Below are 13,761 nucleotides of genomic sequence, written 5' to 3'. Positions count from 1 at the left end.
CTAAAAACCCTACATGTAGGGTTTTTTTGGCGCCGAGGTACAAGATAATGCGTTTTTGGAGGCTTAGCAACGCAAGACCTGTGGATAACGCTGTGAGTAAAATGTGTATGAAACTTGGAACACCCGTGTAGGCCGCAGTACTGCTGGATTACGCCGTTTGTCACTGAATATTCCAAGGTAAAAACATGCGATTGGATTTTTGAGGGCGCGAACCCTATCACAAAAAAACTCGATCACCGAACGCATTTCCCGGCTTGTGTTTGAGGATTGGGGCATGGCTACAATCGATCATTGTTATGCCCTCACAACATTACAAATAAGGTGTGGCTGGCGAAGATCAACATGTGGGAGGGGGCTTGCTCCCACCTTTGATCGAACAGGCCAATCAATCCCTTAATAACAACGAGGATTACCCGTGGAGCACGAAGCCTGGCAAATACTGATCGTCGAGGATGACGAGCGACTCGCCGAGTTGACCCGCGATTATCTGGAGAGCAACGGCTTGCGGGTGTCGGTGGAAAGCGACGGCGCCCAGGCTGCGGCACGGATCATCGCCGAGCAACCCGACCTGGTGATCCTCGACCTGATGTTGCCCGGCGAAGACGGCCTGAGCATTTGTCGCAAGGTGCGCGAGCGCTACGACGGGGTGATCCTCATGCTGACCGCGCGCACCGACGACATGGACCAGGTCATGGGCCTGGACATGGGCGCCGACGACTATGTCTGTAAACCCGTGCGTCCGCGCCTGTTGCTCGCGCGCATCCAGGCCCTGCTGCGGCGCAGCGAACCGGCCGAACCGGCTGTGGTGGAAAACCAGCGTCGCCTGCAATTCGGCCCGCTGGTGGTGGACAACGCCCTGCGCGAAGCCTGGTTGCACGACGGCGGCATCGAGCTAACCAGCGCCGAGTTCGACTTGCTCTGGCTGCTGGTGGCGAACGCCGGGCGTATCCTGTCTCGCGAAGAGATCTTCATCGCCCTGCGCGGCATCGGCTATGACGGCCAGGACCGTTCCATCGATGTACGCATTTCACGCATTCGCCCGAAAATCGGCGACGACCCGATCCACCCGCGCCTGATCAAGACCATCCGCAGCAAGGGCTACCTGTTCGTTCCTGAAGCCGCCGCCGATATGCCGCTGTGAATTCGATCTTCCTGCGTATCTATGGCGGCATGTGCGCGGCGCTGATCCTGGTGGCGCTGCTGGGCGTGCTGGCCTTGCACCTGCTCAATGAAGTGCGCAGCGGCCAGTACCGCGAACGCCTGGCCCACGGCACCTTTGCCTTGATGGGCGACAACCTGCAACCCATGAGCCCGATCGAGCGCCAGCGCGCCCTGGCGGTGTGGGAGCGGTTGTTAGGCATCCCCCTGGAACTGCGCACCCTCAGCGAGGCGCAACTGGACTTGAGCCAACGCAACCGCCTGCAACGCGGCCAGGTACTGGTGGAGCAGACCGGCCCGCATGCGGCGCGGGTGCTGCGCCTGGTCAGTGAGCAAGAGTCACTCGTACTGACCGGCGAAGTGCAACAGATCAGCGAGCAACTGGCGCGCGCAACGATTTACCTGCTGGCCGACGAACTGGTGCGTTTCCCGGTGGCCGAACAGCCACAACGCTTGGCCGCTATAAAGGAAGCCAAGGGCTTTGGCTTTGAGATGCACCTGATGAACCTCGACCAGGCCGATATGGACGATGATCAGCGTCGCCGGGTCGCGGAAGGCGATACGGTCATGGCGCTGGGCAAAGGGGGTGATTCGATCCGGGTGTTTGCCGGCATGGTCGGTACGCCCTGGGTGCTCGAAATCGGCCCGTTGTATCAAATGAACCCGTACCCGGCACAATGGTTGATCCTGATTGCCCTGATCGGCCTGACCCTGATCGGCCTGATTGTCTATTTATTGGTGCGCCAGCTCGAACGACGACTCAAGGGCCTGGAAGCCGCGGCCACGCGCATCGCCAAGGGCAACCTGGAAGTGCGTGTGCCCGCCCGCGGTGCCGATTCGGTCGGGCGCCTGGCTGCGGCGTTCAATGGCATGGCCGAGCACCTGCAGCAGTTGCTGGCGATCCAGCGCGAACTGGTGCGCGCCGTGTCCCACGAATTGCGCACGCCAGTGGCGCGCCTGCGCTTCGGCCTGGAGATGATTGGCGAAGCCGCCAGCCCCGAAGCCCGGCGCAAATATATGGAAGGCATGGACAGCGATATCCAGGACCTCGATGGCCTGGTGGACGAAATGCTCACCTACGCCCGCCTGGAGCAGGGCGCGCCGGAGCTGAATTTCCAGCGGGTCGACCTCGATGCGCTGCTCGATCAGGTGATCGGCGAATTGTCGCCACTGCGTCCGCAGGTCAATGTGGCTCGGGGTATTTGCCTGTCATCGGCACATTGGGATGACGCCTGGGTCGATGCAGAACCGCGCTACTTACACCGTGCGCTGCAAAACCTGGTGAGCAACGCCATGCGGCATGCCCAGGGGCGGGTGCTGATCAGTTATCAGGTCGGCCAGGTGCGCTGCCGCATCGATGTGGAAGACGATGGCCCCGGCGTGCCGGAAAGCGCCTGGGAGCGCATCTTCACGCCCTTCCTGCGCTTGGACGACAGCCGCACCCGTGCATCGGGCGGGCATGGCCTGGGGTTGTCGATTGTCCGGCGGATTATCTACTGGCACGGCGGTCGGGCGTTGATCAGCAAGAGCAACAACCTGGGTGGGGCGTGTTTCAGCTTGAGTTGGCCCAGGGATCAGGATAAACCCTGACCCCGCCATCGGGAGCCCGTGGAATCGTCGCATCGACCCTCCCACATTTGGAATGCGCTCCCCTGTGGGAGGGAGCTTGCTCCCGATGGCGGTCTATCAAGCGCCGATGGCAACCAGGCTCAACAACTGCCCCTCATTCACAACGAACTGCGCGGTAAGGTCCTTGCCGCGGCACCACTCACTGGACAGGTCCGTCAACAGGCGCAACCGTACAGCCCCGGCCTCCGACCACTCCAGCACCTCGGCATGCTCAAAGTAGAAGCGCTTCTGCACGATCGGATAAAGCGCCTTGAACAGGCTCTCCTTGGCCGAAAACGTCAAGGTGACCAGCTGCGCATGTTGCTCGCGGGGCAGCACGGCCATGCGCTGCAACTCATCAACGGTGAGGATTTCCCCGGCCAGGCGTTCTGCCCGTTCCAGGCTCAGCATATTTTCCAGGTCCATGCCCAGCCCGCGCCACTGCGCCTTGTGGCCGACTATCGCCGCCGCATGCCCGGTGCTGTGGGTGATGGAGCCACTGATATGCCCTGGCCAGACCGGCGCACGGTCTTCGCCGATGGCCGGGACGCAATCCAGCTGGTCAAGGTGTTGCAGCGCGGCGCGAGCGCACAGTCGGCCGGCGAGAAACTCCGCCTGGCGCTTGGCCACTGAGCGCTGGATGCTTGCCGGCGGGGGTACCGCGCTGCGCTGGAAATCACCCGGCGCCAACAAGGCAGGGTCGAAGCGCGTGCTGAGAAACACCGTGCCCGGCAAAGGATCGGGCAGCGGCCAATGGGCGTCGAGTGGGGTGCAGCAAGCGGGTAGGGGCGTCATGTGCGGTATTTTGCCGAGTTGGTGCGCCAGTGGATAGCCCACAGTGGTTCAGGTGAGGTTCAGAGCCTGTTCAGGGGGAGTTCAGGGGCGCCTGCGTAGTCTGGATCCCACAGCCCAAACGCGTATGAGGTAGCACCATGACTGCGATCAAGAAGCTGATGTTGGCGTTGACCATGCTCAGTGCCACTGCCGGGGTCCAGGCCTCTGATAGCGCCTTTGCAGCATTCGGTAGCGAGCGAACCAAGAAATCCAGCAACCTGATTCATCGTGTCAGCTTCGAAGATGCAGGCACTCAGGCCGCCCCTTGGGGCCGGTCGCTGGGGCTTGCCACCCCGCAGGCGGCTTATCGCGTCGGCTATGGTCGCCTGACTGGTGAGTACAATGGCACTAAACTGCGCCCGCAAGACCTGCAGGGCCGCTATGATATCCCCCTGTCGGACAGTTGAATTGCCTTGGAGAGCCTTATGAAATTGCTGGTGGTGGAAGATGAGGCGCTGCTGCGTCATCACCTGTTTACCCGCCTGACCGACAGCGGCCATGTGGTTGAGGCCGTGGCCAATGCCGAAGAAGCCTTGTACCAGACCGGGCAATTCAACCATGACCTGGCCATTATCGACCTCGGCTTGCCTGGCATGGGTGGCCTGGATTTGATCCGCCAACTGCGCAGCCAGGCCAAGACCTTCCCGATCCTGATCCTGACCGCCCGTGGCAACTGGCAGGACAAGGTCGAGGGGTTGGCGGCTGGTGCCGACGACTATGTGGTCAAGCCTTTCCAGTTCGAAGAACTGGAGGCGCGCATGAACGCCTTGTTGCGCCGCTCCAGCGGTTTTACCCAGTCGACCATTGTCGCCGGGCCGTTGCTGCTGGACCTCAATCGCAAGCAGGCGTCCCTGGATGAGCAGCCGTTGGCGCTGACCGCCTATGAATATCGGATCCTTGAATACCTGATGCGTCACCATCAACAAGTGGTCGCCAAGGACCGCTTGATGGAGCAGCTCTACCCCGATGACGACGAGCGCGACCCGAACGTCATCGAAGTGCTGGTTGGCCGCCTGCGCCGCAAGCTGGAAGGCACGGCAGGGTTCAAGCCGATCGACACCGTGCGCGGCTTGGGTTACCTGTTCAATGAGCGTTGCCGTTGATTCGCTCGCTACGTGTGCGCTTGATGCTGGCGGCCGCGACCTTGGCCGTGCTGTTTATGCTGGGGTTGTTGCCGGCCATGCAGGGCGCCTTCAGCCTGGCGCTGCAGGATTCCATCGAGCAGCGCCTGGCCTCGGACGTGACCACCTTGATTTCGGCGGCGCGGGTTGAAAACAACCGCCTGCTGATGCCCGCGCAGTTGCCGGACGAACGCTTCAACCTGACCGATAGCCGGCTGCTCGGCTATATCTACGACCGCGAAGGCCACCTGGTGTGGCGCTCGCGCGCGACCCGTGAAGAAAACATCAACTACAAGCCGCGCTACGACGGGCGCGGCAATGAATTTGCGCGGATTCGCGAAGCCAATGGCCAGGAGTTCTTCGTCTATGACGTGGAGGTCAAGCTGCTGGGGGGCAAGAGCGCGGCGTTCAGTATCGTCGCCCTGCAACCTGTGCGCGAATACCAACTGACCCTCGAAGGCCTGCGCGAAAACCTCTACCTGGGCTTCGGCGCGGCCTTGCTGGTGCTGTTGACCTTGTTGTGGCTGGGCTTGACCTGGGGCCTGCAAGCCCTGCGGCGCCTGAGCCAGGAGCTGGACCAGATCGAGGGCGGTACCCGCGAAAGCCTCAGTGAACAACACCCCCGCGAACTGCTGCGCCTGACGGGCTCCCTCAACCGCCTGCTGCACAGCGAACGAGAACAACGCACCCGCTACCGCGACTCCCTTGACGACCTGGCCCACAGCCTGAAAACCCCGTTGGCAGTGTTGCAGGGCGTGAGCGAAGACATGGCCCAGCGCCCTGAGGACCGCGACCAGGCCAGGGTCCTGCAATCGCAGATCGAGCGCATGAGCCAGCAGATCAGCTACCAATTGCAGCGCGCCAGCCTGCGCAAAAGCGGCCTGGTGCGCCATCAGGTGCGCCTGGAACCGGTGGTGCAAAGCTTGTGCGACACCCTGGGCAAGGTGTACCGCGACAAGCGGGTCACGGTGGCCTTCGACTTACCCCCAGAGTGCGATGTGCCGATTGAAAAGGGCGCGTTGCTCGAATTACTCGGCAACCTGCTGGAAAACGCCTACCGCCTGTGCCTGAGCGAGGTGCGCATCAGTTTGGTGGAAAGTCTGGAGGGCACCGAGTTGTGTATCGAAGATGACGGCCCCGGCGTACCGCCGGACCAGCGTGCGCGGATTCTGCAACGGGGCGAGCGCCTGGACCGTCAGCATCCGGGGCAGGGCATCGGCTTGGCGGTGGTCAAGGACATCATCGAAAGCTACGGCGCGCGCCTGACCCTGGGGGATTCAACACTGGGTGGGGCGGCCTTCAGGATTCACTTTCCGGCCGTGTGATCGGCTAGCCGTGGTTAAGGCATCCTTTGTGGCAGGCGGGCTTGCCCTAATGCCGTTCAGTTAAGCGTACATCGCCTTCTGTAGGAGCGAGCTTGCTCGCGAAAAACGTCAACGATAACGCGTGTTTCCTGAATGAACGCGGCGCCTGTGAGTTTTTCGCGAGCAAGAACTAGGCGTCCCCCTCGCTCCTACAAAAAAGCCTTAACTGAACGGCATTAGGGCAAGCCCGCTCGCCACCGTTGCAGTGTTCCTCCTTAACTGACTGGCATTGGGGCTTGTCACAACAAACAATCTTCTAACTTTCCTGGGCCCGATAGGCTCCAGGTGTCAATCCCGTCCACTTCTTGAACGCCCGATGAAACGCCGACGGCTCGGAAAATCCCAGCTGCTCGGCGATCTCCTGCAATGACAAGTCCGCGCGTCCCAGGTGGTAGATGGCGATATCCCGACGTAACTCATCCTTGAGCGCCTGGAAGCTGCAGCCTTCTTCGCGCAGGTGCCGACGCAAGGTCTGCGGGCTGATATGCAGGTGCTGGGCGACGGCTTCCAGATCCGGCCAGGGTGTGCGGTCGCGGCTGAGCAGGCGTCGGATCTGGCTGCTCAAACTGTCGCCTTCATCGGGCCGCGACAGCAAATCAGCCGGGGAGCGCTCGAGGAAAAGCTTGAGCGTGCGTTCGTCCTGCAACAGCGGCAGGCTCAAATAGCGTGCGGGGAATACCAGGCTGCTGGTTGGCGCGCCAAATACCTGGGGGCAGGGAAACAGCAGGTCGTACTCGCTGGCATGGTCCGGCATTGGGTAGCTGAACGTGGCCTGGTGCAGGCGGATACGCTGACCGATCAACCAACTGCCCAGGCGATGCCAGATGACCAACAGGCATTCGCTGAGGAAGTGGTCCGGGTCCCAGAGCTGGGAATCATCCAGGCTCAAGTGCGCCATTTCGCCATCACGCGTCAGCCGCCAACGCGGACCTTGTGGGAATAGGCTATAAAATAATAAGCCGCGTTCCAGAGCCTTCTCCAGGGTGCGGCAGTGGATCAGGGCATGGCACATCATGGCGAAGGTGCCGCGCTTGCTTGGGCCTTCGGCGAACCCCAGGTATTCGTCATCCAGCTCGCGCCAGAGCATTTGCAACAGCCGGGTAAATTGCTCAGGCGCGATGCGGGCGCGAGGTTCATTCAGCAGTTCCGGGGTAATGCCTACCTGCAGCAACAGGCCCGTGTAATCGTAACCGGCCCGACGCGCACCGCGGAGGGCGGCTCGGGCGTATTGACTGGCGATGGTACGTTCACGCATGAAGGGGCCTCGTCCATGGAGTGGCGGATGGTAGCCACCCCCTGACGGAGCAACAAGGCGGATATCCGCCAAATTGTAGGACGGGATTGGACGGGTGGGCGGAAATCCGCCACCTCGGGCCCAGCCCCCGATTACGCTGGAATCCCTCGGGCCCTGATGTCTAAAGGCCTGTGGGGATTTTCAGCAAAGTGGCACGGCGTTTGCGATAAGGATGACAGCGCAGGCTTGGTCCTACAGGCCTCGCAAACAACAAATCCCTCCAGTGCAGGAGGGTTCGCAATTCAAGTGCCGTGGGCAATGGCGGATATTTGCCACACGGGACGATTGAGGAACTTTGCAATGACGACTCGTCAGCCACTGTACAAATCCCTGTATTTCCAGGTGATCGTTGCAATCGTTATCGGTATTTTGCTCGGTCACTTCTACCCGCAGACCGGTGTGGCCCTCAAGCCACTGGGTGACGGCTTTATCAAGCTGATCAAAATGGTCATCGCCCCGATCATCTTCTGCACCGTTGTCAGCGGTATCGCTGGCATGCAAAACATGAAATCGGTGGGCAAGACCGGCGGCTACGCGCTGCTGTACTTCGAAATCGTTTCCACCATCGCCCTGCTGATCGGCCTGGTCGTCGTGAACGTTGTGCAACCGGGCGCCGGCATGCACATCGACGTGGCCACCCTGGACGCTTCGAAAGTCGCTGCCTACGTGACTGCCGGTGCAGACCAGAGCATCGTTGGCTTCCTGCTTAACGTGATCCCGAACACCATCGTCGGCGCGTTCGCGACCGGTGACATCCTGCAAGTGCTGATGTTCTCGGTGATCTTCGGTTTCGCCCTGCATCGCCTGGGTGCCTATGGCAAGCCGGTGCTGGACTTCATCGATCGCTTCGCCCACGTGATGTTCAACATCATCAACATGATCATGAAGCTCGCGCCAATCGGTGCCCTGGGCGCCATGGCGTTCACCATCGGTGCCTACGGTGTCGGTTCGCTGGTGCAACTGGGCCAGCTGATGATCTGCTTCTATATCACCTGCGTCCTGTTCGTGGTCGTGGTGCTTGGCGCCATCTGCCGCGCCCACGGTTTCAGCGTGCTGAAACTGATCCGCTACATCCGTGAAGAACTGCTGATTGTCCTGGGTACTTCGTCCTCCGAGTCCGCACTGCCACGCATGCTGATCAAGATGGAACGCCTGGGCGCGAAGAAATCCGTGGTTGGCCTGGTGATCCCGACCGGTTACTCGTTCAACCTCGACGGTACTTCGATCTACCTGACCATGGCTGCCGTGTTCATCGCCCAGGCGACTGACACCCACATGGACATCACCCACCAGATCACCCTGTTGCTGGTGCTGCTGCTGTCCTCCAAAGGCGCTGCGGGCGTGACCGGTAGCGGCTTCATCGTACTGGCAGCGACCCTGTCTGCCGTGGGCCACTTGCCGGTTGCCGGCCTGGCGCTGATCCTGGGTATCGACCGCTTCATGTCCGAAGCCCGTGCCCTGACCAACCTGGTCGGTAACGCCGTTGCCACCCTGGTCGTGGCCAAGTGGGTCAAGGAGTTGGACGAAGACAAGCTGCAAGTCGAACTGGCTTCCGGTGGTCGCGGTATCTCCGACACCCGTGAAGAAGACGACCTGGGCGTGGCTGAAGGCCCTGCTCCCGTTATCAAGTAAGCGGACACGCGGTATGAAAAACCCATCTTCGGATGGGTTTTTTTGTGCCTGGCGATCAGGCCCAAGGCGTGGCGCTCATCAATGCTCAGCCGGGCTTTTTTGTTAATGGTGAGTTAACTTAGCACCCTAAGGATGTTTTTTTATCCGTTCATAAACCTCGTTTATCAAAGGCCCGGTGAGGATTTATCTTCACAAGAGAGCCCGATTAGCCTGAGCCATCTGCGTCAACCGACTCCGCTTTCTTCAAGTGGGCAGATTGCTCGACCCCATAACCCAGTCACTATGCGGGCGTGCCCATGATTACCCTCAAACTCAACGGTCAAGACCATTCATTGGACGTCACCGAGGATATGCCGCTGTTGTGGGCTATCCGCGACGTTGCCGGCTATAACGGCACCAAGTTCGGCTGCGGCATGGGCCTGTGCGGCGCGTGCACCATTCATATCGACGGCGCGCCGGCCCGCAGTTGTATTACCCCGATCGGCGCGGTCAAGGGCCAGGCCATCAGCACCATCGACAACCTGCACACCGACCCCATCGGCCAGGTGGTCCAGCAAGCCTGGCTCGACACGGCCGTGGCCCAGTGCGGTTACTGCCAGGGCGGCCAGATCATGTCGGCCACTGCATTGCTGAAAACCAATCCCAACCCCAGCGATGCGCAAATTGAAGAAGCGATGGTCGGCAATATCTGCCGTTGCGGCACCTACAACCGCATCAAGACCGCGATCCGCCAGGCGGCCACCCACCTGCAGGAGGCCAAGGCATGAGTGCATTACCGGCTGATTTCGTCCTCAATAACCTCAGTCGTCGCGGCTTCCTCAAAGGGGTCGGCGCTACCGGTGCGTTGGTGGTGGCGGCCAGTTGGGGCCTGCCCGATGCCTTCGCCGCCGACGCGGTGAAGAAGTACGGCGGCGACGCCATGCCCCATGGGCTGATCGACGATCCCAAGGTCTACGTCAGTATCGCCACCGACGGCACGGTGACCGTGATCTGCAACCGTTCGGAAATGGGCCAGGGCGTGCGCACCAGCCTGAGCCTGGTGGTTGCCGATGAGCTGGACGCCGATTGGGCCCATGTGAAGGTCCAGCAGGCGCCCGGTGATGAGGTGCGTTACGGCAACCAAGACACCGATGGCTCGCGCAGCATGCGCCATTGGTATGAGCCGATGCGCCGTTGTGGCGCCAGTGTCCGGGCCATGCTGGAGCAGGCCGCTGCCGAGCAGTGGAACGTTCCGGTGGGCGAGTGCCGGGCACAACTGCACAAAGTCATTCACCAGCCGAGCGCTCGCGAATTGGGTTATGGCGAGCTGGCCACCACTGCCGGTGCATTGGCGGTGCCGGCGCGAGACAGCCTGCGCCTCAAGCAACCGTCGGAATTTCGCTACATCGGCAAGGAGGGCGTCAAGGCCATCGATGGTGCCGATATCGTCAATGGCCGTGCGGTCTACGGCGCTGACGTGCATTTCGACGGCATGCTCTACGCCACCGTTGCACGGCCGAAGGTGTACGGCGGCAAGGTCAAGTCCTTCGATGCCAGTGCGGCGTTGAAGGTGCCGGGCGTGGTCAAGGTCCTGGAAATCGAAAGCCGGCCCCTGCCCTCGGAGTTCCAGCCCCTTGGTGGGATCGCCGTTATCGCCAGCAACACCTGGGCGGCGATCAAGGGCCGTGAAGCGTTGACCATTGTCTGGGACGATGGCGTCAACGCCGGCTACAACTCCGTCGACTACCGTAAGACGCTGGAAGCCGCCGCGCAGAAGCCGGGCAAAGTGGTGCGCAATACTGGCAATCTCGACCAGGCCCTTGGCGAGTCGGACAGTACCCTGGAGGCCGCTTATTACCTGCCCCATCTGGCCCAATCGCCGATGGAGCCGATGGTCGCCATCGCTCGTTTCGACAACGGCCAGTGCGAAGCCTGGGCGCCCAGCCAGGCGCCCCAGGTGACCCGTGAACGAATCGCCGAGCGCCTGGGGCTGCCATTCGATAACGTCACCGTCAATGTCACATTGCTTGGCGGTGGCTTTGGCCGCAAGTCCAAGCCGGACTTCGTCGTCGAGGCGGCCATCCTGGCCAAGGCATTCCCCGGCAAGGCCGTGCGTGTGCAATGGACCCGTGAAGATGACATCCATAACGCTTATTTCCACACCGTGTCCGTTGAATACCTCAAGGCTGGCCTGAACAAGGATGGCCTGCCGTCCGCTTGGCTGCATCGCACCGTGGCCCCGAGTATCACCGCGCTGTTTGCGCCGGGCATGAACCATGAGGCAGCGTTCGAGCTGGGCATGGGCTTTACCAACATGGCCTACGCGATCCCTAACGTACGCCTGGAAAACCCAGAGGCGGCGGCCCATACCCGGGTTGGCTGGTACCGTTCGGTGTCGAACATCCCCCATGGTTTTGCGATTCAATGCTTTGTCGATGAACTCGCGCACAAGGCCGGCCAGGACCCGTTGCAATACCAACTCAAGTTGCTTGGCCCAGACCGTCAGATCGATCCGAAAACCCTGAGTGACGAGTGGAACTACGGCGAATCCCCGGAGCGCTACCCGATCGACACTGCCCGCCTGCGTGGTGTGCTGGAAACCGCAGCCAAGGCGGCGGGCTGGGGGCGCACCTTGCCCAAGGGCCGAGGTCTGGGGCTGGCGGTGCACTACAGCTTCGTCACCTATGTGGCCGCGGTGATCGAGGTAGAGGTCCAGGGTGATGGCACCCTGATCGTGCACAAGGCCGATATTGCCGTGGACTGTGGCCCGCAGATCAACCCGGAGCGCATCCGCTCGCAGTTCGAAGGCGCCTGTGTGATGGGCCTGGGGAATGCCGTGCTGGGTGAAATCAGCTTCAAGGATGGCAAGGTCCAGCAGGACAATTTCCATATGTATGAAGTGGCGCGCATGTCCCTGGCGCCCAGGCAAGTTGCCGTGCACCTGGTCACGCCAAAGGGCGAGGTGCCATTAGGCGGTGTCGGTGAGCCCGGCGTGCCGCCGATTGCGCCGGCGCTGTGCAATGCGATCTTTGCCGCGACGGGTAAGCGTATCCGCGAACTGCCGGTGCGTTACCAACTGCAAGGCTGGCAGGAGGTGAAGGCCTGATGGACAGTGTGGATCTGAACGTCCTGCGTAGCGTGCTCGAATGGCGTCGCGCCGGGCAACGGGTGGTGTTGTATAGCGTGGTCCAGACCTGGGGCAGCGCGCCGCGCCCGCCGGGGGCCATGCTGGCTTTGCGCGGCGATGGCGTGGTGATTGGCTCGGTATCTGGCGGGTGCATCGAAGATGACCTGATTGCGCGCTTGCAGGATGGGCGGTTGGCCGAAGACGGGCCGCCGGTGCAACTGGTGACTTACGGCGTGACCCGGGATGAGGCAGCGCGCTTTGGCTTGCCATGTGGCGGCACCCTGCGCCTGACCGAGGAGCGGGTCATTGAGTGGGAGTGGGTTGCCCAATTGCTGGCGCGCTGCGAGGCCCATGAAATTGTCGCCCGCGAACTGGAGCTGGCCACGGGGGCTGTGAGCCTGAGTGCTGCGAACAAGACCGACGTGGTGAGCTTTGATGGCGAGCGTTTGCGCGCCATCTACGGCCCGCGCTGGCGCCTCCTGTTGATCGGTGCCGGGCAACTGTCGCGTTATGTGGCGGAAATGGCGCGGTTGCTGGATTTCGAAGTGCTGATCTGTGACCCGCGGGATGAATTTGTGTATGGCTGGGAAGAACAGCACGGCCGCTTTGTGCCAGGTATGCCCGATGAAGCGGTGCTGAACATCCAGACCGACGAACGCACGGCCATCGTCTGCCTGACCCATGACCCGCGCCTGGATGACATGGCGCTGCTGACGGCGCTGAACTCCAGTGCGTTTTATATCGGCGCGCTGGGGTCGCGGGTCAATAGCCAGAAACGCCGTGAGAACCTGGCGGCACTTGGTTTGTCGGCCGATGCGATTGCGCGTCTGCACGGGCCGATCGGTTTGCATATCGGCAGCCACACGCCGGCGGAGATCGCGTTGTCATTGATGGCAGAGATTGTCGCGATCAAGAACGGCGTGGAGGCCGTGCAAAAAAAGCCGCTGTCGACGGTGGTTGAGTGATGGTGACTGCCATTGTGCTGGCGGCGGGGCAGGGCAGTCGTTTTCGCGCTGCGGCCGGCGCTGATCAGGACAAGTTGCTGGCGCAGTGCGTTGGCCGGGACGGCGTGACGCGGCCGGTATTCGAGCAGGTGTTGGTGAATGTGCCTGATAGCGTTGCAAAACGCTGTGTGGTGACCTCGCCGGATCGGCTTGAAGTCATTCGTTTGGCACAGCGCTACGGCTGCGAAGTGGTGCTGCTGCGCTCGGCGGGCATGGGCGACAGCCTTGCTGCGGCGGTGGCGGCCAGCCGTTCAAGCGACGGTTGGTTGGTGGTGCTGGGGGATATGCCGTTTATCCTGCCGAGCAGTATTGAGCAGGTGGTGGCGCACGCGGAGGGTATCAGTGTGCCGGTGCATGCTGGACAGTATGGGCATCCGGTCATGTTCGGGCGTTCGCTCGGGCCAGCGTTGATGGCGCTGACGGGGGACCGGGGGGCTCGACCGCTGTTTGCGCATGCCAGCGTACGGGAAGTGCCCGTGGACGACCCCGGCGTGCTATGGGATGTAGATGTGCCACCGGCATTACGTTTCGTGCCTGCCTGACCTTCTGGCAGCCGGCTCGCTGGACACAGGACACAACCCGATCGCATAAAAAAAGCCCCGCCTGAGTGATCAGGCGGGGCTTTTTATTGGCTTATGGA

At 61.6% G+C, this 13,761-nt stretch carries 12 protein-coding genes; 10 read left to right on the top strand and 2 right to left on the bottom strand.

Annotated elements, in window-relative coordinates:
• Window positions 1–415: 415 nt before the first annotated feature.
• Window positions 416–1,141: a response regulator gene (locus P2T68_RS28520; RefSeq protein ID WP_024076981.1), complete on the top strand. Its 726-nt coding sequence runs from the start codon at window positions 416–418 to the stop codon at window positions 1,139–1,141.
• On the top strand, window positions 1,138–2,748 hold the full coding sequence (locus tag P2T68_RS28515) for an ATP-binding protein (RefSeq protein WP_069076854.1): 1,611 nt from the start codon (window positions 1,138–1,140) through the stop codon (window positions 2,746–2,748). Before P2T68_RS28520 ends, P2T68_RS28515 begins: the two co-directional genes overlap by 4 nt.
• A gap of 96 nt (window positions 2,749–2,844) precedes the next feature.
• Here P2T68_RS28515 and P2T68_RS28510 read toward each other — a convergent pair whose 3' ends face one another.
• Window positions 2,845–3,561, bottom strand: coding sequence for a 4'-phosphopantetheinyl transferase superfamily protein (locus tag P2T68_RS28510; protein ID WP_069077447.1), 717 nt, complete (start codon window positions 3,559–3,561; stop codon window positions 2,845–2,847).
• 137 nt (window positions 3,562–3,698) lie between these two features.
• Here P2T68_RS28510 and P2T68_RS28505 point away from each other — a divergent pair, with 137 nt between their 5' ends.
• From P2T68_RS28505 to P2T68_RS28495, 3 genes are read left to right on the top strand one after another with little or no spacing between them, the layout of a single operon-like run.
• Window positions 3,699–4,007, top strand: coding sequence for a hypothetical protein (locus P2T68_RS28505; RefSeq protein ID WP_102624088.1), 309 nt, complete (start codon window positions 3,699–3,701; stop codon window positions 4,005–4,007).
• An 18-nt stretch (window positions 4,008–4,025) separates the two neighbouring features.
• A complete protein-coding gene (locus tag P2T68_RS28500; protein ID WP_024076977.1) occupies window positions 4,026–4,703 on the top strand; it encodes a response regulator in 678 nt (225 codons plus the stop codon).
• Window positions 4,700–6,046 (top strand): ATP-binding protein, encoded by a 1,347-nt coding sequence (locus P2T68_RS28495; RefSeq protein WP_024076976.1) that lies wholly within the window; start codon window positions 4,700–4,702, stop codon window positions 6,044–6,046. Before P2T68_RS28500 ends, P2T68_RS28495 begins: the two co-directional genes overlap by 4 nt.
• 295 nt (window positions 6,047–6,341) lie before the next feature.
• Here P2T68_RS28495 and P2T68_RS28490 read toward each other — a convergent pair whose 3' ends face one another.
• On the bottom strand, window positions 6,342–7,340 hold the full coding sequence (locus P2T68_RS28490) for an AraC family transcriptional regulator (protein WP_277378625.1): 999 nt from the start codon (window positions 7,338–7,340) through the stop codon (window positions 6,342–6,344).
• 339 nt (window positions 7,341–7,679) lie between these two features.
• Here P2T68_RS28490 and P2T68_RS28485 point away from each other — a divergent pair, with 339 nt between their 5' ends.
• From P2T68_RS28485 to P2T68_RS28465, 5 genes are all read left to right on the top strand, one after another.
• Window positions 7,680–9,011 carry a dicarboxylate/amino acid:cation symporter gene (locus tag P2T68_RS28485; protein WP_024076974.1) on the top strand — a complete coding sequence of 444 codons (1,332 nt, stop codon included), beginning with the start codon at window positions 7,680–7,682 and terminating at the stop codon, window positions 9,009–9,011.
• 296 nt (window positions 9,012–9,307) lie between these two features.
• Window positions 9,308–9,778, top strand: a complete 471-nt coding sequence (locus tag P2T68_RS28480; protein WP_024076973.1) for a (2Fe-2S)-binding protein — start codon at window positions 9,308–9,310, stop codon at window positions 9,776–9,778.
• Window positions 9,775–12,096 carry a xanthine dehydrogenase family protein molybdopterin-binding subunit gene (locus tag P2T68_RS28475; RefSeq protein WP_277378624.1) on the top strand — a complete coding sequence of 774 codons (2,322 nt, stop codon included), beginning with the start codon at window positions 9,775–9,777 and terminating at the stop codon, window positions 12,094–12,096. Before P2T68_RS28480 ends, P2T68_RS28475 begins: the two co-directional genes overlap by 4 nt.
• Window positions 12,096–13,082, top strand: a complete 987-nt coding sequence (locus P2T68_RS28470; protein WP_069076850.1) for an XdhC family protein — start codon at window positions 12,096–12,098, stop codon at window positions 13,080–13,082. The genes P2T68_RS28475 and P2T68_RS28470 overlap by 1 nt, the downstream gene beginning before the upstream one ends.
• Window positions 13,079–13,663, top strand: a complete 585-nt coding sequence (locus tag P2T68_RS28465; protein WP_277378623.1) for a nucleotidyltransferase family protein — start codon at window positions 13,079–13,081, stop codon at window positions 13,661–13,663. Before P2T68_RS28470 ends, P2T68_RS28465 begins: the two co-directional genes overlap by 4 nt.
• Window positions 13,664–13,761: the final 98 nt, after the last annotated feature.

This window comes from Pseudomonas sp. G11 (assembly GCF_029457515.1).
GTDB lineage: Bacteria > Pseudomonadota > Gammaproteobacteria > Pseudomonadales > Pseudomonadaceae > Aquipseudomonas > Aquipseudomonas gorinensis.
Note: the sequence above shows the minus strand (reverse complement) of the source record. Positions and strands in the feature narration are given on the sequence as shown.

Excerpts from the sequence above, each read along its gene's own strand:
- P2T68_RS28510 (WP_069077447.1), bottom strand. The coding sequence starts at position 3,561 with ATGACGCCCCTACCCGCTTGCTGCACCCCACTCGACGCCCATTGGCCG.
- P2T68_RS28505 (WP_102624088.1), top strand. The coding sequence starts at position 3,699 with ATGACTGCGATCAAGAAGCTGATGTTGGCGTTGACCATGCTCAGTGCC.
- P2T68_RS28500 (WP_024076977.1), top strand. The coding sequence starts at position 4,026 with ATGAAATTGCTGGTGGTGGAAGATGAGGCGCTGCTGCGTCATCACCTG.
- P2T68_RS28490 (WP_277378625.1), bottom strand. The coding sequence starts at position 7,340 with ATGCGTGAACGTACCATCGCCAGTCAATACGCCCGAGCCGCCCTCCGC.
- P2T68_RS28485 (WP_024076974.1), top strand. The coding sequence starts at position 7,680 with ATGACGACTCGTCAGCCACTGTACAAATCCCTGTATTTCCAGGTGATC.
- P2T68_RS28480 (WP_024076973.1), top strand. The coding sequence starts at position 9,308 with ATGATTACCCTCAAACTCAACGGTCAAGACCATTCATTGGACGTCACC.
- P2T68_RS28475 (WP_277378624.1), top strand. The coding sequence starts at position 9,775 with ATGAGTGCATTACCGGCTGATTTCGTCCTCAATAACCTCAGTCGTCGC.
- P2T68_RS28470 (WP_069076850.1), top strand. The coding sequence starts at position 12,096 with ATGGACAGTGTGGATCTGAACGTCCTGCGTAGCGTGCTCGAATGGCGT.